At 59.1% G+C, this 20435-nt stretch carries 29 protein-coding genes; 17 read left to right on the forward strand and 12 right to left on the reverse strand.

The genetic code is table 11. From position 1 onward, the window contains the following. Nucleotides 1-206: 206 nt before the first annotated feature. The 9 genes from WIN67_RS17350 to modC all read left to right on the forward strand — a co-directional run bounded on the left by WIN67_RS17350 (nt 207) and on the right by modC (nt 7340). The gene (locus WIN67_RS17350; protein ID WP_011061687.1) at nt 207-509 is read left to right on the forward strand and encodes a DUF1883 domain-containing protein; all 303 of its coding nucleotides are present in this window, start codon (nt 207-209) and stop codon (nt 507-509) included. A gap of 32 nt (nt 510-541) precedes the next feature. After that, nucleotides 542-712, forward strand: coding sequence for a hypothetical protein (locus tag WIN67_RS17355; RefSeq protein ID WP_162884057.1), 171 nt, complete (start codon nt 542-544; stop codon nt 710-712). Nucleotides 713-815: 103 nt separating this feature from the next. After that, nucleotides 816-1532 (forward strand): 2OG-Fe(II) oxygenase, encoded by a 717-nt coding sequence (locus WIN67_RS17360; RefSeq protein WP_110596602.1) that lies wholly within the window; start codon nt 816-818, stop codon nt 1530-1532. Next, complete coding sequence (gene alkB, locus WIN67_RS17365) at nt 1522-2256, forward strand: DNA oxidative demethylase AlkB (RefSeq protein WP_339069546.1); 735 nt, start codon at nt 1522-1524, stop codon at nt 2254-2256. Before WIN67_RS17360 ends, alkB begins: the two co-directional genes overlap by 11 nt. 31 nt (nt 2257-2287) lie before the next feature. Next, nucleotides 2288-3361, forward strand: coding sequence for a bifunctional DNA-binding transcriptional regulator/O6-methylguanine-DNA methyltransferase Ada (ada, locus tag WIN67_RS17370; RefSeq protein ID WP_110596600.1), 1074 nt, complete (start codon nt 2288-2290; stop codon nt 3359-3361). A 167-nt stretch (nt 3362-3528) separates the two neighbouring features. Then, complete coding sequence (locus tag WIN67_RS17380) at nt 3529-4593, forward strand: nitronate monooxygenase (protein WP_339069548.1); 1065 nt, start codon at nt 3529-3531, stop codon at nt 4591-4593. Between the two features lie 211 nt (nt 4594-4804). Further along, nucleotides 4805-5572 (forward strand): molybdate ABC transporter substrate-binding protein, encoded by a 768-nt coding sequence (modA, locus tag WIN67_RS17385; RefSeq protein ID WP_123394285.1) that lies wholly within the window; start codon nt 4805-4807, stop codon nt 5570-5572. Continuing rightward, a complete protein-coding gene (gene modB / locus WIN67_RS17390; RefSeq protein ID WP_102863247.1) occupies nt 5573-6253 on the forward strand; it encodes a molybdate ABC transporter permease subunit in 681 nt (226 codons plus the stop codon). 4 nt (nt 6254-6257) lie between these two features. Then, nucleotides 6258-7340, forward strand: coding sequence for a molybdenum ABC transporter ATP-binding protein (gene modC / locus WIN67_RS17395; protein WP_102882598.1), 1083 nt, complete (start codon nt 6258-6260; stop codon nt 7338-7340). A 195-nt stretch (nt 7341-7535) separates the two neighbouring features. Here the strand turns inward: modC and WIN67_RS17400 are convergent, their stop codons facing one another. Further along, nucleotides 7536-8291 (reverse strand): carbonic anhydrase, encoded by a 756-nt coding sequence (locus WIN67_RS17400; protein ID WP_300238696.1) that lies wholly within the window; start codon nt 8289-8291, stop codon nt 7536-7538. 404 nt (nt 8292-8695) lie between these two features. On the opposite strand from WIN67_RS17400, the gene WIN67_RS17405 reads away from it, so the two are divergent. Continuing rightward, entirely contained in the window at nt 8696-10336 is a 1641-nt protein-coding gene (locus tag WIN67_RS17405) for an ABC-F family ATP-binding cassette domain-containing protein (RefSeq protein ID WP_339069553.1), read from the forward strand. An 88-nt stretch (nt 10337-10424) separates the two neighbouring features. Then, nucleotides 10425-10817, forward strand: a complete 393-nt coding sequence (locus tag WIN67_RS17410) for a VOC family protein (RefSeq protein ID WP_306383309.1) — start codon at nt 10425-10427, stop codon at nt 10815-10817. A gap of 49 nt (nt 10818-10866) precedes the next feature. On the opposite strand, the gene WIN67_RS17415 is transcribed toward WIN67_RS17410, so the two are convergent. The 4 genes from WIN67_RS17415 to WIN67_RS17430 form a co-directional block, all read right to left on the reverse strand. After that, nucleotides 10867-11187: a YbjQ family protein gene (locus WIN67_RS17415; RefSeq protein WP_102863244.1), complete on the reverse strand. Its 321-nt coding sequence runs from the start codon at nt 11185-11187 to the stop codon at nt 10867-10869. Between the two features lie 144 nt (nt 11188-11331). Beyond that, entirely contained in the window at nt 11332-11490 is a 159-nt protein-coding gene (locus WIN67_RS17420; protein WP_162884058.1) for a hypothetical protein, read from the reverse strand. Between the two features lie 226 nt (nt 11491-11716). Continuing rightward, complete coding sequence (locus WIN67_RS17425; protein WP_102882596.1) at nt 11717-12109, reverse strand: MliC family protein; 393 nt, start codon at nt 12107-12109, stop codon at nt 11717-11719. Next, nucleotides 12106-12681, reverse strand: coding sequence for a GNAT family N-acetyltransferase (locus WIN67_RS17430; RefSeq protein WP_339069559.1), 576 nt, complete (start codon nt 12679-12681; stop codon nt 12106-12108). Before WIN67_RS17430 ends, WIN67_RS17425 begins: the two co-directional genes overlap by 4 nt. A gap of 260 nt (nt 12682-12941) precedes the next feature. Between WIN67_RS17430 and WIN67_RS17435 the strand changes: the two genes are divergently transcribed. Then, nucleotides 12942-13877 carry a hypothetical protein gene (locus WIN67_RS17435; protein ID WP_339069561.1) on the forward strand — a complete coding sequence of 312 codons (936 nt, stop codon included), beginning with the start codon at nt 12942-12944 and terminating at the stop codon, nt 13875-13877. Between the two features lie 112 nt (nt 13878-13989). Continuing rightward, nucleotides 13990-14763 (forward strand): methanethiol S-methyltransferase, encoded by a 774-nt coding sequence (mddA, locus tag WIN67_RS17440; RefSeq protein WP_339069563.1) that lies wholly within the window; start codon nt 13990-13992, stop codon nt 14761-14763. Nucleotides 14764-14895: 132 nt separating this feature from the next. On the opposite strand, the gene WIN67_RS17445 is transcribed toward mddA, so the two are convergent. From WIN67_RS17445 to WIN67_RS17455, 3 genes are all read right to left on the reverse strand, one after another. Continuing rightward, entirely contained in the window at nt 14896-15627 is a 732-nt protein-coding gene (locus WIN67_RS17445) for a transporter substrate-binding domain-containing protein (protein WP_339069564.1), read from the reverse strand. A gap of 492 nt (nt 15628-16119) precedes the next feature. After that, complete coding sequence (locus WIN67_RS17450) at nt 16120-16257, reverse strand: PA0050 family protein (protein ID WP_240322014.1); 138 nt, start codon at nt 16255-16257, stop codon at nt 16120-16122. A 62-nt stretch (nt 16258-16319) separates the two neighbouring features. Then, the gene (locus WIN67_RS17455; protein WP_003083582.1) at nt 16320-16460 is read right to left on the reverse strand and encodes a PA0050 family protein; all 141 of its coding nucleotides are present in this window, start codon (nt 16458-16460) and stop codon (nt 16320-16322) included. A 174-nt stretch (nt 16461-16634) separates the two neighbouring features. Here WIN67_RS17455 and WIN67_RS17460 point away from each other — a divergent pair, with 174 nt between their 5' ends. Beyond that, nucleotides 16635-17105, forward strand: a complete 471-nt coding sequence (locus WIN67_RS17460) for a GNAT family N-acetyltransferase (RefSeq protein ID WP_339069567.1) — start codon at nt 16635-16637, stop codon at nt 17103-17105. 280 nt (nt 17106-17385) lie between these two features. Here the strand turns inward: WIN67_RS17460 and WIN67_RS17465 are convergent, their stop codons facing one another. Next, complete coding sequence (locus WIN67_RS17465) at nt 17386-17769, reverse strand: c-type cytochrome (RefSeq protein WP_102863236.1); 384 nt, start codon at nt 17767-17769, stop codon at nt 17386-17388. A gap of 439 nt (nt 17770-18208) precedes the next feature. After that, entirely contained in the window at nt 18209-18616 is a 408-nt protein-coding gene (locus WIN67_RS17470; RefSeq protein WP_339069570.1) for a thioesterase family protein, read from the reverse strand. A gap of 224 nt (nt 18617-18840) precedes the next feature. Between WIN67_RS17470 and WIN67_RS17475 the strand changes: the two genes are divergently transcribed. Continuing rightward, on the forward strand, nt 18841-19242 hold the full coding sequence (locus WIN67_RS17475) for an integrase (RefSeq protein WP_339069572.1): 402 nt from the start codon (nt 18841-18843) through the stop codon (nt 19240-19242). Here WIN67_RS17475 and WIN67_RS17480 read toward each other — a convergent pair. Both WIN67_RS17480 and WIN67_RS17485 read right to left on the reverse strand, forming a co-directional pair. Beyond that, nucleotides 19211-19342, reverse strand: a complete 132-nt coding sequence (locus WIN67_RS17480; RefSeq protein WP_259697773.1) for a hypothetical protein — start codon at nt 19340-19342, stop codon at nt 19211-19213. The two genes, WIN67_RS17475 and WIN67_RS17480, sit on opposite strands and share 32 nt — an antisense overlap. A 62-nt stretch (nt 19343-19404) precedes the next feature. Beyond that, entirely contained in the window at nt 19405-19551 is a 147-nt protein-coding gene (locus WIN67_RS17485) for a hypothetical protein (protein WP_339069573.1), read from the reverse strand. A 151-nt stretch (nt 19552-19702) separates the two neighbouring features. Here WIN67_RS17485 and WIN67_RS17490 point away from each other — a divergent pair, with 151 nt between their 5' ends. After that, a complete protein-coding gene (locus WIN67_RS17490; RefSeq protein WP_258010481.1) occupies nt 19703-19828 on the forward strand; it encodes a hypothetical protein in 126 nt (41 codons plus the stop codon). A 180-nt stretch (nt 19829-20008) separates the two neighbouring features. After that, nucleotides 20009-20413, forward strand: a complete 405-nt coding sequence (locus WIN67_RS17495) for a hypothetical protein (RefSeq protein WP_339069576.1) — start codon at nt 20009-20011, stop codon at nt 20411-20413. Nucleotides 20414-20435 lie beyond the last annotated feature (22 nt).

A 20435-nucleotide genomic window follows, 5' to 3' on the forward strand; every position in this document is an offset into this window, starting at 1 on the left:
AAATCTCCAATAAAAATCCATCCGACAGCACAAGCGCTGCTTTTCTCCAGAGGCACGGCTTTATCGCCGATAAAAATCCAAATAACTGTTTTAAATTGTCAAAGCCCGAGGCCGGGGCCGAATAATAACCCTTTGGGCCTGATAAACTGCGCCATCGCCCACGCCAACGTTTTGTTTTTGTAGATATAGCCCTTCTGGAGGCGCCCATGAAATTCATCCACCAGCGCGAGCACCTGAACGAAGACGATATCGTCGTCATCGAATGCTCCCAGGTCTGCAACATTCGCCTGATGAGCGACGCCAACTTCCGCAGCTTCAAGAATGGCGGTCGTCACACCTATCACGGCGGAGCCTTCGACAAGTTCCCCGCCAAGATCACCGCCCCCAGCACCGGCTTCTGGAACATCACCATCGACACTGTCAACCGGCGCCCCATCAGCGTGACCCGCAAGCCGAACCTGACTCACTCGATCCGCATCATTCGTCGCTCCAGCTCGAAACTGCGCTAAGCCCCAACCTCCTCGCGACAACAGGTAACCCCGTGCCTCAGACCACCAAATACGTCATCAAATACAAGCTTAATGGTGAGCGCCGCTTCGAATTTGCCCAGCTTGAAAACGGTACCCAGGAAGAGGCCCGGGCCGCCCTGGAAGCCCTGCATGGCCAGTCTGACGACGTCATCAGCGACGTCAGTGTCAGCAAGGCCTTGTAGGCCGTCTTTGCCCAAGACCGATTCAAGCGCAAGCAGCGGAGTGTGCATGGGGTGCCTGAGCCCCAGACTGGAGGAAATCTCTTGCACCCAGGACACTCCCGCCATGCCTGTTTCCTCGCTCCAGGATCGCCTGCGACAACTGGACTGGGCCCGTATTGAGCAGGCCCTCGACGAGGACGGCTGCGCCCGCCTCGAAGGCCTGCTGACTGCCGGCCAATGCCAGTCCCTCAGGGACCTGTACAAACACCCTGCGCTGTTTCGCTCGAAAGTGATAATGGCCCGCCATGGATTCGGCCGTGGCCAGTACCAGTACTTCCGCTACCCCTTGCCGGAACCGGTCGCCGAGTTGCGCCAGCAGCTGTATCCGTATCTGGTGGACCAGGCCAATCGTTGGAACCAGAGCCTGAATATCGACATCCGCTACCCGGCAGAACATTCGGCATTCATCCAGCGTTGCCAGAGCGCGGGACAGCAGCGCCCCACTGCGCTGTTGCTGCAGTACGGCCCCGAGGACTACAACTGCCTGCATCAGGATCTGTATGGCGAGCACGTATTTCCCTTGCAAGCGGCCTTCCTCCTGTCCCAGCCTGGAACGGAGTTCACCGGCGGCGAACTGGTGCTCACCGAGCAGCGTCCGCGTATGCAGTCACGGCCACAGGTCATTGGTCTGAAGCAAGGTGATGGGGTGATATTCGCCGTGCATCATCGGCCGGTAAAAGGTTCCCGCGGGTACTATCGAGTCACCCTGCGCCATGGTGTCAGTCGCGTGCACAGCGGCCAGCGCCACACCCTTGGAGTGATTTTTCACGATGCCTTGTAGCCATGAGCCGCCCGGCAGCCTCGGGCTTTTCGATGAAAGCGATCTGCAACAGCCAGCACGCATCGAGGTGCTTGGCCCCCAGTCACGCGTCCTGCGCGGCTTCGCCCTGCCGTCGATCGAAGGGCTACTGCCACAACTTGAGGAAGTGCTGGCCGCGGCGCCGTTTCGCCACATGATCACGCCCGGCGGCTTTACCATGTCCGTCGGCTTGAGCAGTTGCGGTCAGTTGGGCTGGACCAGCGACAGCAACGGCTATCGCTACAGCCCCATTGATCCGCAAAGCCTGCGTCCCTGGCCGGCAATGCCCGAGGTGTTCCGCCAGTTGGCGCAGACGGCAGCCGAAACCGCCGGTTTCAAAGGCTTCAACCCCGACTCGTGCCTGATCAACTGCTACCGGCCCGGCGCGAAGATGTCCCTGCACCAGGACAAGAACGAGCGCGACTTCAGTGCCCCCATCGTCTCCCTGTCCCTGGGTCTGCCGGCAATGTTCCTTTTCGGCGGCCAGCAGCGCAAAGACAAAAGCCAGCGGGTGCCATTGCTGCATGGCGATGTGGTGGTCTGGGGCGGCGTCGATCGCCTGCGCTATCACGGGGTGCTGCCCCTCAAGGACGGCAGCCATCCCCTGCTCGGCCAGCAACGGATCAACCTGACCTTTCGCCGTGCCGGTTCCGAGGCAGAGTTCAACCGCAAGCCCCGGAGTGCCGATCAGGCACCGGGCCGTTAATCTGGCCGCCACTCCGCGCCGAGCACCAACCATGAATGCCCTGACACGCAAACAACAGATTGAACAGGACCCTCGCTGGCAAGCCGTGCTCAAACGCGACGCCCGCGCCGATGCGACGTTCGTCTATGCCGTCCGGACCACCGGGGTGTACTGCCGCCCCAGCAGCCTGTCGCGTCTGCCAAAGGCGGAAAACGTCGAGTTCTTCGACAGTGCCCAAGAGGCCGAGGCGGCGGGTTATCGTCCGAGCAAGCGTCAGGCCAGCGACCAGACCCAGGTGGCCGCGCACCATGCGGCCCTGGTGGCCGCGGCTTGTCGGCAGATCGAGGCCGCCGAGTCGGCCCCCAGCCTGGAGCAACTGGCGCAGCATGCGGGCGTCAGCAGCTACCACTTCCACCGGGTATTCAAAGCCGCCACCGGGCTTACACCGCGGGGCTACGCCAATGCGCAACGCTCGCGCAAAGTCCGCAGCCATCTGCAAAGCGGGCACACGGTGACCACCGCCCTGTACGACGCCGGCTTCAACTCCAACAGTCGCTTCTATGAAGCCGCAGACCAGTTGCTGGGCATGAAACCCAGTGACTACCGCGCCGGCGGACCCAATACCGATATTCGCTTCGCCGTGGGCCAGTGCTCCCTGGGCGCGATCCTGGTGGCCCAGAGTCACCGGGGCGTCTGCGCCATCCTCCTCGGGGACGACCCCACCCCGTTGGTGGAGGAACTGCAGGACAAGTTTCCCCGCGCCAACCTGATCGGTGCCGACGCAGATTTCGAACGCCTGGTCGCCCAGGTCGTGGGCTTTGTCGAGGCGCCGGCCATCGGCCTGGACCTGCCGCTGGACCTGCGCGGAACCGCCTTCCAGGAACGAGTGTGGCAGGCCCTGCAAAGCATTCCCGTCGGCAGCACCGCCAGCTACGCCGAGATCGCCCAGCGCATCGGTGCCCCCAAGGCCATGCGCGCAGTGGCCCAGGCCTGCGCGGCCAACACCCTGGCGGTGGCGATCCCCTGCCACCGGGTGGTGCGTAGCGACGGCAATCTTTCCGGCTACCGCTGGGGCGTGGAGCGCAAGCGTCAGTTGCTGGAACGCGAAACGCTGTCCGAGGCCTGAATCCCGATGTAGATCGCCAGCGAGTCGACGCTGGTATAGACCTCAAAGTCCGTGGCAAATGCCCGATCTTGAGCGCCCCCGGGAAAAGTCAGCTGGCCGAGGACGCCCCTCTCCTGCTAAAAACCACCGGCTGCCTCGTCCAATCCTGCCGCCGGAGAATCATGCACATGAGCCAATGGACCGATAGTCGCCTCCTCGATCTGCTGGGCATCGACCTGCCCATCATTCAAGCCCCCATGGCGGGCGCCAACGGCTCCGCCATGGTGATTGCCGTGTCCCGGGCCGGCGGTCTGGGCTCGTTGCCATGCGCCATGCTCACCCCGGAACAGATCCGCCAGGAAGTGCAGGTCATTCGCTCGGCCACTCGGCAGCCGCTGAACCTGAACTTCTTCTGCCATCAGGTACAGGCCGTGAACAGCGAGCAGGAGAGTCGCTGGAAGAACGCCCTGCAACCCTACTACCGCGAACTGGGCGCCGACTTCGATGCACCGACGCCGGTCAGCAATCGGGCGCCCTTCGACGAAGCGGGTTGCCAGTTGGTGGAAGAGCTGCGGCCCGAGGTGGTGAGTTTTCACTTCGGATTGCCGGAGCCGGCGCTGCTGGCCCGGGTCAAGGCCACCGGGGCCAGGGTGCTCTCTTCGGCCAGCACCGTGGACGAAGCCCTATGGCTCGAAGCGCGTGGCTGCGACGCGGTGATTGCCATGGGCTACGAAGCCGGTGGCCACCGGGCAATCTTCCTCAGCGACGACCTCAACACCCAGGTGGGCACCATGGCCCTGGTGCCGCAGATCGTCGACGCACTGAAGGTGCCGGTGATCGCCGCCGGCGGCATCGGCGACGCCCGGGGCATTGTCGCGGCAATGGCTCTGGGCGCGTCGGCGGTCCAGCTGGGCACTGCCTACCTGTTCACGCCAGAAGCCAACATCAGCGCCGCCCATCACCGGGCCCTGCGTACCGCCAAGGAAAGCCAGACCGCGCTGACCAACCTGTTCACCGGTCGCCCCGCTAGAGGCATCGTCAACCGGGTGATGCGCGAAATCGGCCCCATCAGTTCCCTGGCGCCAGCGTTTCCCCGCGCCGGCGGAGCCTTGCTGCCGCTGAAGGCCAAGGACGATGCCGACTTCGCCAATCTCTGGTCCGGCCAGGCCCTGCGCCTGGGCGTGGAGCTGCCGGCCTACGAGCTGACCCTGCGTCTGGCCGAACAGGCCCTGGCGCAACTCAAGCGGCGCTGACCGGCCGGCGCCGCGACCACGGTCGCGGTGCTGGTTGCCGCACCGGTTAATGTGCCGGTTGCAGCCCTTTGCCAGCGAGGCCTGCGGCACAGTTCCGCTGATCGAGAATTCGCTATATATTTCGCTATACAGCGACACTCGCTGCCCCGGGTGCAGATTCCCTCCGAGCATTCGCTGCCCAACGCGCCCTTCTCTCCAATGGAGCTGTTCGATGAACCTTCGTGCTTCAGGTTTTGCCCCGACTTGCCTCGCTAGCCTGCTCGCCCTCTTCGCCTTCGGCTCGGCCCAGGCCGCTGAAGTCCAGGTGGCGGTCGCTGCCAACTTCACCGCACCGATCCAGGCCATCGCCGCCGACTTCGAAAAAGACACGGGCCACAAGCTGGTGGCCGCCTACGGTGCCACCGGGCAGTTCTACGCCCAGATCAAGAACGGCGCGCCTTTCGAGGTCTTCCTCTCTGCCGACGACAGCACCCCGCAGAAACTCGAAAGCGAGGGCGACATCGTCAAGGGCTCGCGCTTCACCTACGCCATCGGCACCCTGGCCCTGTGGTCGGCCAAGGACGGCTACGTCGACAGCCAAGGCCAGGTACTCAAGGACAATCAGTACCAGCACCTGTCCATTGCCAACCCCAAGGCGGCGCCTTACGGCCTGGCCGCGACCCAGGTGCTGGCCAAGCTGGGCCTGACCGACAAGGTCAAGGCCAAGATCGTCGAGGGCCAGAACATCACCCAGGCTTATCAGTTCGTCTCCACCGGCAACGCCGAACTGGGTTTTGTCGCCTTGTCGCAGATCTATAAAGACGGCAAAGTCACCAGCGGCTCAGCCTGGATAGTCCCGGCCCAGATGCATGATCCAATCAAGCAGGATGCGGTGATCCTCAACAAGGGCAAGGACAACCCGGCCGCCAAGGCGCTGGTTGACTACCTCAAGGGGCCCAAAGCCGCCGCCGTCATCAAGTCCTACGGTTATCAACTGTAAATGAGCCTTTCGAGTGCCGATTTTTCCGCCATCTGGCTGACCCTTAAACTGGCGTCCCTGACGACCCTCATCCTGCTGGTCATCGGTACTCCGATTGCGTTGTGGCTGTCGCGCACCCGCTCCTGGTTGCGCGGGCCGATCGGCGCCGTGGTGGCACTGCCCCTGGTATTGCCACCTACGGTGATAGGTTTCTATCTGCTACTGGCCCTCGGGCCCAACGGCTTCTTCGGCCAGTTCACCCAGTCCCTGGGGCTGGGCACCCTGACCTTCAGTTTCAGCGGCCTGGTGCTGGGCTCGGTGATCTATTCCATGCCCTTTGTGGTGCAACCGCTGCAAAACGCCTTTTCTGCCATTGGCAGCCGCCCTCTGGAAGTGGCCGCCACCCTGCGCGCCAATCCCTGGGACACTTTCTTCTCGGTGATCCTGCCTCTGGCGCGGCCGGGCTTCATCACCGCCTCGATTCTCGGCTTTGCCCACACCGTCGGCGAGTTCGGCGTGGTGCTGATGATCGGCGGCAACATCCCTGACAAGACCCGGGTGGTCTCGGTGCAGATCTACGATCACGTCGAGGCCATGGAATACGCCCAGGCCCACTGGCTGGCCGGAGCCATGCTGGTGTTCTCGTTCCTGGTGCTGCTGGCGCTGTACTCCAGCCGCAAGACCCGTGCTGGCTGGAGCTGAGTCGATGAGCATTCACGTCAAGCTGAACCTGGACTACCACGACTTCGCCCTGGACCTCGACCTGCAACTGCCGGGGCGCGGCGTCACCGCGCTCTATGGCCATTCGGGCTCGGGCAAGACCACTTGCCTGCGCTGCATTGCCGGCCTGGAAAAGGCCGGACGCGGGCGGATCCAGATCAACGATGAAATCTGGCAGGACAGCCAGCGCAAGCTGTTCGTCCCGCCCCACAAGCGCTCCTTGGGTTATGTATTCCAGGAGGCCAGCCTGTTTCCCCACCTGTCGGTCCAGGCCAACCTGGAGTTCGGCCTGCGACGCATTCCCCGGCAGCAGCGCCGGGTGGACATGGCCCAGGCCACCGAGTTGCTGGGCATCGGCCACCTGCTCCAGCGCCACCCGCAGAACCTCTCGGGCGGCGAACGCCAGCGCATCGGCATCGCTCGAGCCCTGCTCACCAGCCCACGGCTGCTGCTGATGGACGAACCCCTGGCGGCGCTGGACTCGAAACGCAAAGGTGAAATCCTGCCCTATCTGGAACGGCTGCACGACGAGCTGGATATCCCGGTGCTGTACGTCAGCCACTCCCAGGATGAAGTGGCGCGGCTGGCCGACCATATCGTCCTGCTCAGCGACGGCCGCGCCCTGGCCAGCGGTCCCATCGGGCAAACCCTGGCACGACTGGATCTGCCCCTGGCTCTGGGGGATGACGCCGGGGTCGTGGTGGAAGGCCGGGTCAGCGACTATGACGCGACCTACCAACTGCTGACCCTGCAACTGCCCGACAGTCAATTACAGGTGCGCGTGGCCCACCAGCCTCTGGCGCTGGGCAAGTCCCTGCGCTTCAAGGTCCAGGCCCGGGACGTCAGCCTGAGCCTGCAGGCCAGCGAACACAGCAGCATTCTCAATCGCCTGCCGGTGACCGTCAGCGACGAGATTCCCGCAGATAACGCCGCCCACGTCCTGGTACGCCTGGACGCGGCCGGCACCCCGCTGCTGGCCCGCATCACCCGCTACTCCCGGGATCAGCTCGACCTGCACCCCGGCCAACAACTCTGGGCGCAGATCAAGGCGGTGGCGGTACTGGCGTGACACCGGGCAAGCCAGCCCTCTGGCATGCGCGCCGAACCGGCAGCGATCGCCTGAGCTTCACGTTGAAATGCGCCTGGATATAAAAAAGAGCTCATTACACTAGAACGAGTTCGATCACTTCATCGTAGTTGCCCGGGAGTCTCGATCCATCGAGCAACCACGACAAATGACAACACTGTTTCAGAGGGAAATAGTTCAGGTAGTAAATTCAACCACTCCGCCGTTCAAGTGATACATGGCACCGACTATTTTTATTTTCCCTTCTTTTTCCAACTGGCTCAGTATGGAACTTTCCTGGCGAATTTCATTGATGGTGTTCTGCACGTTGGTCTTGGCCACTGCATCCACAAATTCATCGTTCTTACTGCTGCGTTCTCCAGCATACTTAGTTGCACCGATGGCCGGTTTGATCTTATTCAGCAGCCCGGTCAGGCTACCCAATTCGACATTGTCGATAGCACCTTTGATGGCGCCACATGCGGTATGCCCCATCACCAGAATGACTTTGGCCCCGGCGGCCGCACAGGCGAACTCCAGACTGCCGATCAGGTCACTGTTGGCGACATTCCCGGCGATACGGGCATTGAAGGTATCGCCAATCCCGGCATCCAGAATGATCTCCGCCGGCGCCCGTGAATCAATGCAACTGAGGATCACCGCCGCCGGAAACTGCCCACTCGCACTGGCTCTTTTCTGTGCCAGATAGTCGTGTTGATCCATTTTTCCGTTGCGAAAGCGCAGGTTGCCTTCCTTCATACCGGCAATGACTTGATCCGGCGTCATGTTATCGCGCTCTTCCTTGCTCAAGGACGCGGCATAGGAAAAACTTGATATACCCAGCCCTGCCCCTGCGACAATACTGACAGCAGTCAAACCCAACGCTGTTTTCAACACCGTACGTCTACTACTGGATGAGCATTCTTCACAATTATTAATAACGTTGTTTTGCATGTCAGTTACCTCGAACAATAAATTCCGGAGATCCACCACCTGAATTAAAGTTCGCACCTCAAACTTAGTCAAACCAACAAAACCCGAACAACTCAAAGATCAAAAAACTGCAATTAAAACAATAACAACAAAGAATAAAAAAACTTTCACATTGATAATTCCCAGTCTCGCTCCAGGGCTGAGGAGCCTTCTGCGGGACCTGAAGCAAACGGCGCAATCCATATGAAAGTTCCCGTCGGCGAATCAGCGGGCTTGTCAGTCAGATAATTCCGCGGTTAGGCTACGCACCTTCTTTCCCGTCCCTGGACGATTGCCGACGTGAACAACTAAGCCTTCCCAAAATGTCTTCGCAATGAGCCCTGCAAGTGCTCATTGGCCTGCTAACACATTTTCCGGAGGTGCTGATGACTCACGTCACCCGGCTGCCTGCGCTGGTCTCACTGAACCAGCTGACTTATCAATTCGCCAATGGCGAAACCTTGCTCGATGCCCTGACCCTCAGCTTCGATCGCCTGCCCACGGCCATAGTCGGGCGTAATGGCATGGGTAAATCCCTGTTGCTGCGCCTGATCGCCGGAGAACTGCAGCCCTCTTCCGGCAGCCTCAATTACGCCGCCAGCCTCGCCTATGTCCCCCAGGACCCGCTGCCTGCTACGCAGCAGACGGTGGCCCAGGTCGCAGGCGTCGCTGAAACCCTGCGGGCCCTGCAGCGCCTGGCAGCCGGTAACGCCGACCCGGAGGACCTGCTGCGGGTGGATGACCGCTGGGACCTGGCCGAGCGCCTGCGTCAGGCTCTGGATGAGGCCGGCTTGCAACACCTGGAACCGGATCATCCGGCAGCGAACCTGAGCGGCGGGCAACTGGCCCGAGTGGTGCTGGTCGGTGCTCTGCTCAGCGACGCCGAGCTGCTGTTGCTCGACGAGCCCAGCAACCACCTGGACCGTGCCGGACGCCGCTGGCTGATGGAGCAACTGCGCCACTGGCGCGGCGGCTTGATCCTGGTCAGCCATGACCGCCAGCTGCTGATGCAGGTACAACGCATCGTTGAGCTCAGTCCCCAGGGAGCCCAGGTCTACGGCGGCAACTACGCGCTGTACCAGGCTCAGCGTCAGGCCCATGACGATGCCGCCCAGGCGGCACTGGAACACGCCCGCACCCAGCGCAGCCGTGAACACAAGCGTCTGCAACGCGAGCACGACACCATCCAGCGCCACGCCGCTACATCGCGTAAATACGCCAAGACCGCCAACATCTCCAGCTTCGAGCGAGCCAAGATACTGGGCGCCGCCCGGGACATCATGGGTCAGGTGCGTCACAGCCATCAGGGGCACAAGAGCGCCCTTGATGAGCAAGTACGCAGTGCCTATGCCCGGGTTGCCGCGCAACAACCGACCCTGCTGACCCTGCCCGATACCACCCTGCAGGCAGGCCAGCCAGTGCTCAACCTGCAGCAGGCGCAATTGCCCTGGCTGGACCGCCGGTCGCCGGCGTCCTATCTCACCTGCAACATCAGCGGCCCGGCGCGCATTGCCCTGGTCGGCCCCAACGGCTGTGGTAAATCCACATTGCTGAAGATGCTCGCCGGTCAATTGCAACCCCTGAGCGGCGACTGCCGGGTGACGGTGAACAGCGCCTACCTGGACCAGCACCTGCTGCAACTGGCCCCCGGCACCTCATTGCTGGAGCAACTGGCCAAGACCACTACACCACTGGAGGAAAGTGCCTTGCGCACCTGCCTGGCACGCCTGCAACTGGATGCTCGGCGGGTGCAGCAACCCTGCGCCCTGTTGAGCGGCGGAGAGCGACTGAAAGCGGCGTTGGCGCTGGCATTGTGGGGGGACAGCCCGGCGCGCTTGCTGCTGCTCGACGAGCCAACCAATCACCTGGACCTGGAATCGGTACAGGCCTTTGAACAAGCCCTGCGGGACTACCCCGGGGCACTGGTAGTGGCGTCCCACGATCAGGACTTCCTCCAGGCCCTGGCACCGACCCATGAGCTGCAATGGTCCCCACGGGGCTGGGAGTTACTGGAGCGTCGCCAATAACACAGTGCCTTACCGCAAAAAACCGCGGACAGGCGGGCGACCATGCTAGATTCACGTCCTCTTATCCATAGACAAGGAGCGTCACGCCATGCAGTTCGGCTACACCATCATCTATGTACCCAAGGTTGAAGATTCCCTGGCCTTCTTTGAGCAGGCCTTCGGCTTCAAGCGGCGGTTTCTCCATGAGTCCGGCACCTACGGCGAACTGGAAACCGGTGGCACCACCCTGGCCTTCGCTGACCACGACCTGGCAGAACTGAACTTCAAGGCCGGCCACGTCGCCGCCCATTCCTCGCCGCAACCCCTGGGCATGGAACTGGGACTGGTGACCGACGACGTCCATGCAGCCCATGCCCGAGCCCTGGAACAGGGCGCCCAGGAACTTGCGGCCCCCAGCAGCAAACCCTGGGGGCAGACGGTGTCCTACGTGCGTTGTCCGGATGGCACCCTGGTGGAGCTCTGCACCCCAGTGGGTGCTTGAGTCCAGGGATTGCGGGAGGAAGTCGGGCAGCAGGAAGTCGGGCAGAACGTTACTTGAGCTTGACGGCGGTCCCGGTGGCAAACACCACCACCATGCCGCCACGCCCTGAAGGCATGCTGATCTCGAAATCCACGCCGACCACTGCGTCGGCGTTGAACTGACGGGCCCGCTCCTTGATTTCACTGGTGGCCTGGATCCGCGCCTCCTTCAAGGCGCGCTCCAAGGTCTGAGAGCGACCACCAAAGAAGTCGCGCATGCCGGCAAAGAGATCGCGGACCACGTTGATACCCTGGACGGATTCAGCACTGACGATATCCAGATACGCGGCAATTTCCCGACCTTCGATATGGGCGGTGGTGGTGACAATCATGTATTTCTCCCTTGAACAGACATTCCGTCCCGAGTTCCCGGGACATTAAGGCTGGCGATGGTATCAGAGCGACGGAGAGGGTCGGTCATGGGCAACAATGGCGTCGCCACACACAACAGCCCCGCTCTGGAGCGGGGCTTGGGATCAGGGCTTCAAGGGACGTTCTTCGTCCAGTTCCGACAGGCTCTTGCCATCGTCCGGGTGTTTCCAGGTTTGCGGTGGCGGCTCCTTGTGTTCGACCTGGTACTGCGCCGCCTCGTCACTGCGCTCCTGCTCATAAGGGCGTTGCTGTTGTGTTGCCATGCCCACCTCTCTTCCTGAAGGGATTTTTAACTCGCCATTTCAGGTTAGAACAGATCCGGCAACGGCTCGTTTTTGCCGACAAAACACACCCTGAGCAAGATGAAACTTCTTTCACCCAGACGCTAACTCCGTCTGTGTATAGTTGCTTCGCTCATTCAAGCAACTACAGTTCGCCCGCGCGCTCGCGCGGGCTTTTTTTGCCTCAAGCCCCTCTGCGAGGGAGCTGTTACTGCGGATCGATCTCCTGGCAGTCCTTGAGCAGTTGCTGCTCCTTGGCGGTGTGATCGGCCTCCAGGAACGACAACACGCCCAGCTTGCCCTTGGTGTGCCAGCGAAAGCTGTTCTGTTCGTCGTCTGCCACATACAGCGCGCCGGAAGCCGAGCGAGCAATGTGCATGGGAATCAATTGGTCCTTGTAGTAGAGCGTGGCAAACGAGGTGCCATTGTCGATATTCAGGTAGGCCGCATCGATGCGGACATTACCCTCGCACTGATAGCGCGCCACCTGGCTCTGATAGGTCGGCTCAGGGGCGGGCGCCTGCGCCTGGGCAGCCTCGGTCAAAATCGGCAGGGCCGAAGCCAGAGCTGCGGCGCAGAGCGTTGCGAGACGAGTTTTCACGGTATTTCCCCCGAATGGTCAAAGATGCTCCATGGGACTGGTGACAGCGATTTTAGTTCATGCCCGAGAGGCTTCACCCTGCGCTGCGAACCGTTCCAGGACAGCGGCTTGATCATGATGCGCACCCGGTGCCGTAACTGGCCTAGCTCGATCCCATCGCGGGTACGAGCCTCAACATAGCCACAAGCTCTCCAGAAGCCCTCGGCCCGCACGTTCGCGAACACCACGCTCAGGCGCAGCCAGCGCGCGCCCATTCCGGCCGCCCAGTCTTCAAGCTCGCGATGCAGCTGCCGGGCAATGCCCCGGCCCCGCAGCGAACTGGCCACCATGAACAGACCCATGTGCCAGACCCCGGGCGCCAGCAGATCGCTGACGATACTGACCATGGCCACCAGGGCACCTGTCCCGTCGAAGTAACCGATCTTCCACTTGCGAGTGAAGGACCAGCCCTCTGGCAAGCGGTCATCGATTTCATCGCGGGCTTCGTCCGGCTGCGGTGCACAGCCGTGAACAATATGGAAGTAGTCCGGATTCTCCACGAAGAACGCCTGCAACCGCTCGACATCCAACAAGGTGATCTCCCTGACTAACAGTCCAGTGGATGAATGAGGCAATGGTCCTTGTTGCATGGGGTAACGCTCCGAAAGGGCCACAAGACCCGAGCATGAAAAGGCGATCCTAGCGCTCCCTGCGCCCCCGAGGACATGGTTAATTTGTTGAAAAAAGGTGTAAGGCACTCTGCCAGACCAAGACTCAGGCAGGCACCAGGACTTATCATCGACGCCCCTCGCCAGCGGCTCAGCCCGGCCCCACCCAGCAGCGGATTCCAACCATGTCCACCCCTCTGTCTTCGCCGGGCTACCAGCGTTTGCTGGCCCTGCAGCAACGCATCCATGACTTCACCCGGGACCAGGCAACCGAGCGCGACGACAACCCCGAGGACCTGACGGGGCCGCTGTGGGTCAGTGACTACAACTACCTGGCCCTGGCCCCGATACGTGGTGGCCTGCATCTGGAGTTTCATGGCGAGCTGTGGGATGAGCCCTTTGCCTGGACCCTGGAATGCCTCGCCGACCAGGCAGTGGCCGACACCCTCAGTTCCCTGGCCTTTTCCGGCCCGGACCAGGGGGCAAACGGCACCCGCGAATGGGAGTTCACGCCCTTGTTGGACAGCGACGTGAACTTTCCCATTCTCAGGTCGCTGTCGGTTCGCCCCAGCGAGCCCCAGGATCACAATGCCTCGCTGATCCAGAAAGCCGGCATGCTGATGGAGGAAGCAGGAGAAATCGCCCGCTTTGTCGCCAAGGCGCCGCACCTGAGCGAATTGACCCTGCCCAACGCCCCCGACTCGAGCTTCTTCCAGGTCCATCTGCCGCACCTTTCCCACCTGCGCATTGGCGGCCATTGGGACACCCAGCACTTCATTGCCAACCTGGCCGGCTCGGACAATCTGCCGCGGCTGAGCAACCTGGACTTCACCGAGTCCAGCGCGCTGCAGAACAACTGGGCGGATCAGCGCGAAGAACAGTCCGTCACCTCCTTCGCCGACTATGAACAACTATTCGCCAGTGCTGCCTGCGACCCTTTGAGCGTGCTGCGCCTGCGCAACACCTGCCTGAGCCTGGAACAGCTCGAGAGCCTGCAACACCTGCGCCCTGCATTGCAGTTCATGGTGATCCAAGCCACTGGCGGCGGCTACGTAAAGCATTTTGCCCGGCAAGTATTTCCCTGGCGGCATCTAGTGCAGCCGGATCCGGGACAACGCTGAAACAGCCAAGGAACAGCAAGCGACAATCAGTGCTAGGTTTAAGCGTCGATTAATTGAGTTTCCACTTTGGGCGCAAGTTTGCAGTCTCCGCCATGACCGAAAGGAATCGTTCATGAACGCGGACTACAAACCGAAAAAAACAACCGGAAACACTGCCAAAAACCTGCTTTATCTGCTCTACAGCCTCTGCAGCTACGTGATTTTTCTCCTGACCTTCCTCTACTTGATTGGTTTTCTCGGTTCGTTGTTGGTACCAAAAAACATTGACTCAGGGGTATATCGCCATGGGCTGGTTGCAACAGTTATAGATATCGCCCTTATCACCCTGTTCGCGGTCCAGCACAGCGTCATGGCCCGCGAAGGCTTCAAGAAAAAAATAACCAGGCTCATTCCCGCCCCCATAGAGCGAGCGACTTATGTTCTATGCAGCAGCCTGATGCTGATCCTCTTGTTCATCCTGTGGCAACCCATCCCGGCCAAGGTATGGAGCGCTCAGTCCGAGGTGCTCAGGGCGTTGTTGAACGGCTTGTACTGGGCGGGATGGGGACTCGCATTACTGACGACGTTTCTGATCAGTCATTTGGAGTTGTTTGGTTTGAAACAGGCTTTCCGTGGTTTCTACAAAACTCAGCCCGAGCCCCTGAACTTCATTACTCCCTGTCTCTACAAAGTTGTTCGCCACCCCATGTATCTGGGCTTTCTCATCGCCTTCTGGGCAACGCCAGAGATGACTGTCGGACACCTCGTGTTCGCATTGACCTGCACCGCTTACATATTCGTGGGAACCCATCTCGAAGAGAAAGACATGGCCAGAGTCTTTGGCAAGCAGTACCTGGCTTATCAACAGCAGGTTGGCATGCTGCTGCCTTCACGCAAAAAGCCCTGAGTTGCGAAGAAGGTTGAACGCTCTTGAAATCCTGATGGGGAGGACGTCTCCAACAGTCACTCCCCTCCCCCACAGGTCCTGCAAGGGAAACGCACCTGCCGTCGACATGGACCTGATATGACCAATACGCCGCTATTGAAGAGGCGCGACAGTCACATCGGCCTGCCCGCTCCGGGCCAATGCGGCCTTGACGAATCCTTCGGCCTTCTTGCGCTTGATGAAGTCCCTGACATAGGTCGCGCCTGCTTCCCGCTGCCGCGGCACTGCCATGGCCTGACGAATAGCCGTAAACGCACCCTCCAGTACACGATAACCCGGAGTGTTGGCCGCCATCTGCTCCAGGGGTTGGCGCACGCCGGCCGCCGCATCCAGATGCTGGTGAAGATAAAGATCGACCGCGCCCGCCGAGGTTTCCGCCCGTTCAAGCTGAGCATGTTTCAACGTACGCGACAGAAACAGGTCATAGGCCGCGCCTTTGCCCACTGCCAACCGCAGGCCTGGCTGGTCGAGATCCTCGACCGCCTGGAAAGGTGAATCCTTCGCCACCAGATAGGTGCCCTCAATGATGACGTATGGCTCGCTGAAGGCAATCTGCTCCTCACGCACCGGCTCGATAGCCAGAAAAGCGACATCCCAGACGCCCGCCTCCAGCGCCGCAAAGACCTTGCCGGCTGCATCGAAAGTGGCGCACTGCAAACTTACGCCAAGCTCTTCAGCCAGAGCTTCTGCCAAAGCGACCGACACACCTTGTGGCGAGCCATCACTACCTTTTTGCGCCAGGACTGGGTTGCCAAAGTTAATCGCGGCCCGCAGCACGCCTTGCGGTGCAAGGTCGTCCAGGACCGCGCGGTTGATAGCACTCATGTTTTGCTCCGTGAATGAGGTTCAGTGAAAAGCAGGACCGATTTGCCGATACAACTACCTGATGAGCTCTGACTAGCGCGTAACTGTCAACGCACTCACACAGCAGCCACCTCAATCCTTCTGCCGTTGCGACCAACCGATAATCATAAAGACGCTCCCGGGTATCCAAAAACCGGGGTTCGAGGTTCCCATCCCTACAGCAAGCAAGGTCATGCCAACTACGAACAATGGCTGCCGTAACACATTTTCCATAACAAAAGAACCTCCTGAAAAAATCAGCCTCATTTAATCAGAAACTCTCCGTTTAAGTGCAGTCAACACCACATACCGTCTACCGCGCTCGGTTGGAGCGCCTGCCGATGTTTTCTCAAGGCAATAAAGAACCCGCTCAGGGCGGGTTCTAAGGGAGCCGCTTAAAAGCCTGCTCGGGAGTGGACAGTACCGGCTTCAGCAAGCAGGTCCGGATTCAACCGGACCTGCCAGATGACCTGCCTAAGGGCATTCACAGGTAGACGGACCAAACACCGGGCCACTGCACGGGTCCTTGGATGGGCCAAATACCGGGCACGCGGCCTGGGCAGTCAGGGAAAAACCACAAAGCAGCAGTACAGCCAACATGACTTTCTTCATTTGTAACCTCCTGGTCAGTAGACGAGCAATCCATGCCCCCCTGTCGAGGGCACAAGCCAATATCAGGGACATTCGCAAACCGTAGGCCCTAGAACCGGTCCCGCACAGGGATCTTCCCCAGGCCCCAGTACCGCGCAATCCGCCTGCGCCGTCAGTGAGAACATCCACAACAGCAGCGAAGCCGCCAACATTTTCCTTTTCAATGTGATCTCCTTGATCGAAACGATGATAACTATCCGTGTTCGCCCCTGTAGCCAGGCCATTGCCCGCTGAAGGCTCAAACACCCGTCCCTCACGCACCTACCGCCAGATCGGTCCGCGAGCACGCCAAAGGACCCGAAACAGAAAAGACCAGTCACGTCGGTTGCGCCAGTGCGGTGTATTGTCGCGCCAGAGGCGAAGCGGATCCGAAGTCATCATTCCTATCGGATAGGCTAAGACCTTGTCCAACGCGCTATCAGGAGTCCGTTTTTCACCATTGGTTTAACGAGGCACTTGCTTCAAAAGGCGCGCTTATCGTTATCGATCGCTGCCATAACCAAGTGATCGGCTCCTCTCGCTATTACGAATTCGATGAGAAGAAACGAGAAGTGACGATCGGGTACACCTTCCTGGCTCGTGATCGTTGGGGAGGCGAAACCAATAGAGAGTTGAAACATTTAATGCTGCCCCATGCATTTCAATGGGTGGACACTGTTTGGTTTCACGTTGACAGCCAGAACGTTCGCTCTCAACGCGCCATGGAAAAAATCGGCGGGCGCCTCTCCCATCGCGCCATCAGACAACTCACTGATCGCACTCAAGAGTACCTGCTCTACAAAATAGAGAAGCCGAGTCGCTTTGATTAATACAAAAGCCCGGCATTTGGCCGGGCTTTGCATTTCACATACAGGAGCATTCAGCTATGCACCACCAATACACTTCCTGTCTATTTCAAGCTCACCGCGAACCTGGACTTCTCGCAAACCAATCTCGGTTGCTCGTGAGCCCTTGACTCCAGCAGAGCACTCACCATAGATCTGTGAGCCTTGCACACCCGAGTATCTCATGCACTTGTACATGATCAGTCACTGGCAATGAAGGATGCCGCGCCCCCTTAGAGCTCTGTACCCGCGCCTCCTCTAAAAATCATCGGCTTTTTAAAATCACACCACTCATATATTGATTTAAATCGCGAAAATCATTAACCCGCCAAGAGAATGGCGATAGCTTTACACCATTCTCCCGTAAAGTTCTTGGAATCAAGTCGCCATTGGGTCGCAGTATTACTGATGAAACAATAACGCCTGGATAATCATTTAGGCGCTTTTTAAATGCGGATGTCGTTAGATCAGGCGTGGGCGGATTGCTTTTATTTGCCAATGGCCCCGTCCCCTTGATATCTGCTCCGTGACACATAGCGCATCGCTGTAGATAGAGATTTTTTCCATTGGCATTATCCGCGAAGGATAGGGATGCTTGAATCAACGACATAACCCCTAGCGAAACGATGAGCAATACTTTTGCTTTCATTTTTTATGTGGCCTTATTGGACAAACAAGATCTGAATCGCAGGAAAACCCCGGTCATACCTCTACAACATTCAACTCTCTCGAGAACATCTAGACCGAGATTATTCATTAGCAAGGTGCTTACCCCCCGAGAAGTAAACTTCAGACCAAACGGTATTTCGCTTGACATGCCCGACCACTAGCCTGATATCAGCTCGTTGATTTAACAGAACTGATCCTAATGACGGTGATTAGAAGCCCGCCATTCTCCTTCGAGACGCTCTTGCGTGCAACGATCGTCCAGAAAGGCTAATGAACAATCCCCTCTAGAACTGGCCGACGTCATCAGCAGCACGCAATTCAGTGGTGACGTGCTGCACGCCAGGAAACTGGGTGGGCTGAAAAAAGGTTAAGCCCGCACGCGCCACGCCCACTCTGTCTCGTCCAATCGACTATAACGCTCATGGCTGGAGTAACGCCCGCAGTTGCAAAGGAACCTCAATAACTTCTCTGGTAATCGGTGAGACGCAAACGTGTGTAAGGCTAGAAGTAAATACCATAACATCTGGCGTCAAACTGCCCTCCACTAAAAATGTGAACGAATGAAGCCCAACACTAGAAACACTTACCTTAATTGAAAGCTCGTCATCCCAAGTGACCGGATGAAGAAACTCTAGCGAGAAGGCCCTTGCTGGAGGCAGTAAATTAAAACCTAGCAGCGTTCTTAATCCGGGACCGGACAGCCAAACTGTAAGTGCATCATGAACGGCCTCAACCACAAAGTACGAAAACCTAGGTGTATAGACAATCCCCTCCGGATCACAGTCGCCGAACAACACCTTCCTCTTGATAATCACTGAGTTCGGCACAAGATCAATCCTTAATATTGAGTGACGAAGTTATAGCAACCAACTCGCAGCTGCTGTTTGCCCAAGGACACGATACCTCCCTCCCTTCTCCACTGCATAGACGGTATAGCGGCCAAGGACGAAGTCATTTCTGAAAAAAGTCGTGATGCAGCAATCCTCAGAAGCCGCGAGCATCTAGACCGTGGCCGGCTGGGTCGCCGCCGATGGACGTGTCTGGGGTAACAATGAACATATGCCGCGCTGGTGCGGCGCTATGTGACTTCAGCAAGCGTCAGCTCAAGGGAATGCTCCACTTTGAAGGTGTCGTGCGTGGCCGTCAGACTGTTAAGCAAGGAAAGACCAGGGCTAAAGGCCATGTTGAAATCACTGACGAGTTGAAGATTGTTCTTGATCGAATAATGGCAAGGAAGAAATCCCACCAGCTCCGCTCGACGCGGCTGATCGTGGCAATAGATGGCACCCCGATGACGGCGGCGATGTTACGCAGGCGATTTGATATGACCAGAGAGGCCGCAGGAGTTGAAAAAGCCGACTTCCAGATGCGTGATTTGCGCGCCATTGCTGGCAAAGACAAGGTGGAGTCGAGCGGCAATATCACGTGTCAGGGCCGGCCGAGTCTGTATTAGGATCGTACTCGCTGGGCTTGATGTCGCGGATGATCACGGTTTGGCCGAACTCTGTGATCATCTCCAGAGCCATCACGGCCATTTCGTCGTAGAAGGCCATGGTGGCTCCAGATGTGAAAAAGCCCAGCACGATGGCTGGGCTTATGTCACTACGAGGAAAACTTAACTGCCCGCTCGCCTTACGCGACGATCATGCTCTTTGAGCATTTCATCGGCAGTTGCTGCAGCTTTCTGATGAGCTTTCTCATCCCATTTACCGGAAGCGATGTAGCCGCTAAGCAAATCTTCAAAGATTCGAATAATCACCATAGAGCCCCTCGTTAAGCTAACCGGTAAAAACCGCTCGTACTTGTAAGGGTATCTCTGATCTCAAAAACGCAAGTCCGTATGCGCAATTAGTTCGTTCCGGCCTTCCGTCCCCCCACAACACCACCCGGGCAAGCCCCGGATAGGACGCCCCATGCCCACAGAAACCCAACACCTGGAACATCGAGTAGCTGCCCTTCAGTCCGACCTGAACACCAAGGACGAGCAGATAGGCGCTCTGACCTTCAGCGACAACGACCGCGAGCTGTCACGGCGTTAATGATTCGATGAAGCGAAGCGGCTGGAGAAGGAGGTCGAGGCTCTGCGCAAGGCCCTGAAATTCTACGCCGACCGGGAGCATTACCACTTTGAGAGTGGGAACTGGGACACAGTAGGCGGAGAACCGCTGAATATCCTTTGGTGCGGCGATGAGCCCGATTTCATTGAAGATGGCACGGTTGTGCACACCGCACTATCCGCCAGCGTAGAGCCGATCAACGACCTCTGCGCAGAAGGAGCTCATGAGTTCGTTCCGCTTCGTAGCGACTGCGTGAAGTGTGGCGCGCTCTACAGCGCAGAGCCGAGCGCGCCGGTTGCGGTGGTGCCCGACGGCTACCGCATCATGCCCCGCCACCTTACAGCGGAGAACGGCGCCAAGGCCCTGCTACTTGGGGAGTTCAAGCTTCGAGTTATCACAGAATGCCCTGAATGCTGCGAGCTGGAGGAACCCACAGAGGGCTGCGACATCTGCAACGCTGAAGGCGAGTACGGGCAAAAACACACCGTCCCGTGGGACCAGATCAAGTTCATCTACAGCAAGGCGGTAGAGGGCCTGGCCGTGAAAGCTGAACCAGCCAAATCCTGACAGGAGTACATTTGTACTCCAC

The organism is Pseudomonas idahonensis (genome assembly GCF_037903935.1).
GTDB lineage: Bacteria > Pseudomonadota > Gammaproteobacteria > Pseudomonadales > Pseudomonadaceae > Aquipseudomonas > Aquipseudomonas danubii.

Bases quoted from the DNA above. Each gene is read 5' to 3' on its own strand.
- WIN67_RS17350 (WP_011061687.1), top strand. From the start codon at position 207: ATGAAATTCATCCACCAGCGCGAGCACCTGAACGAAGACGATATCGTC.
- WIN67_RS17490 (WP_258010481.1), top strand. From the start codon at position 19,703: ATGCCCACAGAAACCCAACACCTGGAACATCGAGTAGCTGCCCTTCAG.
- WIN67_RS17445 (WP_339069564.1), bottom strand. From the start codon at position 15,627: ATGAGTGCTATCAACCGCGCGGTCCTGGACGACCTTGCACCGCAAGGC.
- WIN67_RS17450 (WP_240322014.1), bottom strand. From the start codon at position 16,257: ATGAAGAAAGTCATGTTGGCTGTACTGCTGCTTTGTGGTTTTTCCCTG.
- modB (WP_102863247.1), top strand. From the start codon at position 5,573: ATGAGCCTTTCGAGTGCCGATTTTTCCGCCATCTGGCTGACCCTTAAA.
- ada (WP_110596600.1), top strand. From the start codon at position 2,288: ATGAATGCCCTGACACGCAAACAACAGATTGAACAGGACCCTCGCTGG.
- WIN67_RS17420 (WP_162884058.1), bottom strand. From the start codon at position 11,490: ATGGCAACACAACAGCAACGCCCTTATGAGCAGGAGCGCAGTGACGAG.
- WIN67_RS17475 (WP_339069572.1), top strand. From the start codon at position 18,841: ATGAACATATGCCGCGCTGGTGCGGCGCTATGTGACTTCAGCAAGCGT.
- WIN67_RS17380 (WP_339069548.1), top strand. From the start codon at position 3,529: ATGAGCCAATGGACCGATAGTCGCCTCCTCGATCTGCTGGGCATCGAC.
- WIN67_RS17485 (WP_339069573.1), bottom strand. From the start codon at position 19,551: ATGGTGATTATTCGAATCTTTGAAGATTTGCTTAGCGGCTACATCGCT.
- WIN67_RS17480 (WP_259697773.1), bottom strand. From the start codon at position 19,342: ATGGCCTTCTACGACGAAATGGCCGTGATGGCTCTGGAGATGATCACA.
- WIN67_RS17435 (WP_339069561.1), top strand. From the start codon at position 12,942: ATGTCCACCCCTCTGTCTTCGCCGGGCTACCAGCGTTTGCTGGCCCTG.
- WIN67_RS17400 (WP_300238696.1), bottom strand. From the start codon at position 8,291: ATGCAAAACAACGTTATTAATAATTGTGAAGAATGCTCATCCAGTAGT.
- alkB (WP_339069546.1), top strand. From the start codon at position 1,522: ATGCCTTGTAGCCATGAGCCGCCCGGCAGCCTCGGGCTTTTCGATGAA.
- WIN67_RS17405 (WP_339069553.1), top strand. From the start codon at position 8,696: ATGACTCACGTCACCCGGCTGCCTGCGCTGGTCTCACTGAACCAGCTG.
- WIN67_RS17410 (WP_306383309.1), top strand. From the start codon at position 10,425: ATGCAGTTCGGCTACACCATCATCTATGTACCCAAGGTTGAAGATTCC.
- modC (WP_102882598.1), top strand. From the start codon at position 6,258: ATGAGCATTCACGTCAAGCTGAACCTGGACTACCACGACTTCGCCCTG.
- WIN67_RS17360 (WP_110596602.1), top strand. From the start codon at position 816: ATGCCTGTTTCCTCGCTCCAGGATCGCCTGCGACAACTGGACTGGGCC.
- WIN67_RS17415 (WP_102863244.1), bottom strand. From the start codon at position 11,187: ATGATTGTCACCACCACCGCCCATATCGAAGGTCGGGAAATTGCCGCG.
- modA (WP_123394285.1), top strand. From the start codon at position 4,805: ATGAACCTTCGTGCTTCAGGTTTTGCCCCGACTTGCCTCGCTAGCCTG.
- WIN67_RS17465 (WP_102863236.1), bottom strand. From the start codon at position 17,769: ATGAAAGCAAAAGTATTGCTCATCGTTTCGCTAGGGGTTATGTCGTTG.
- mddA (WP_339069563.1), top strand. From the start codon at position 13,990: ATGAACGCGGACTACAAACCGAAAAAAACAACCGGAAACACTGCCAAA.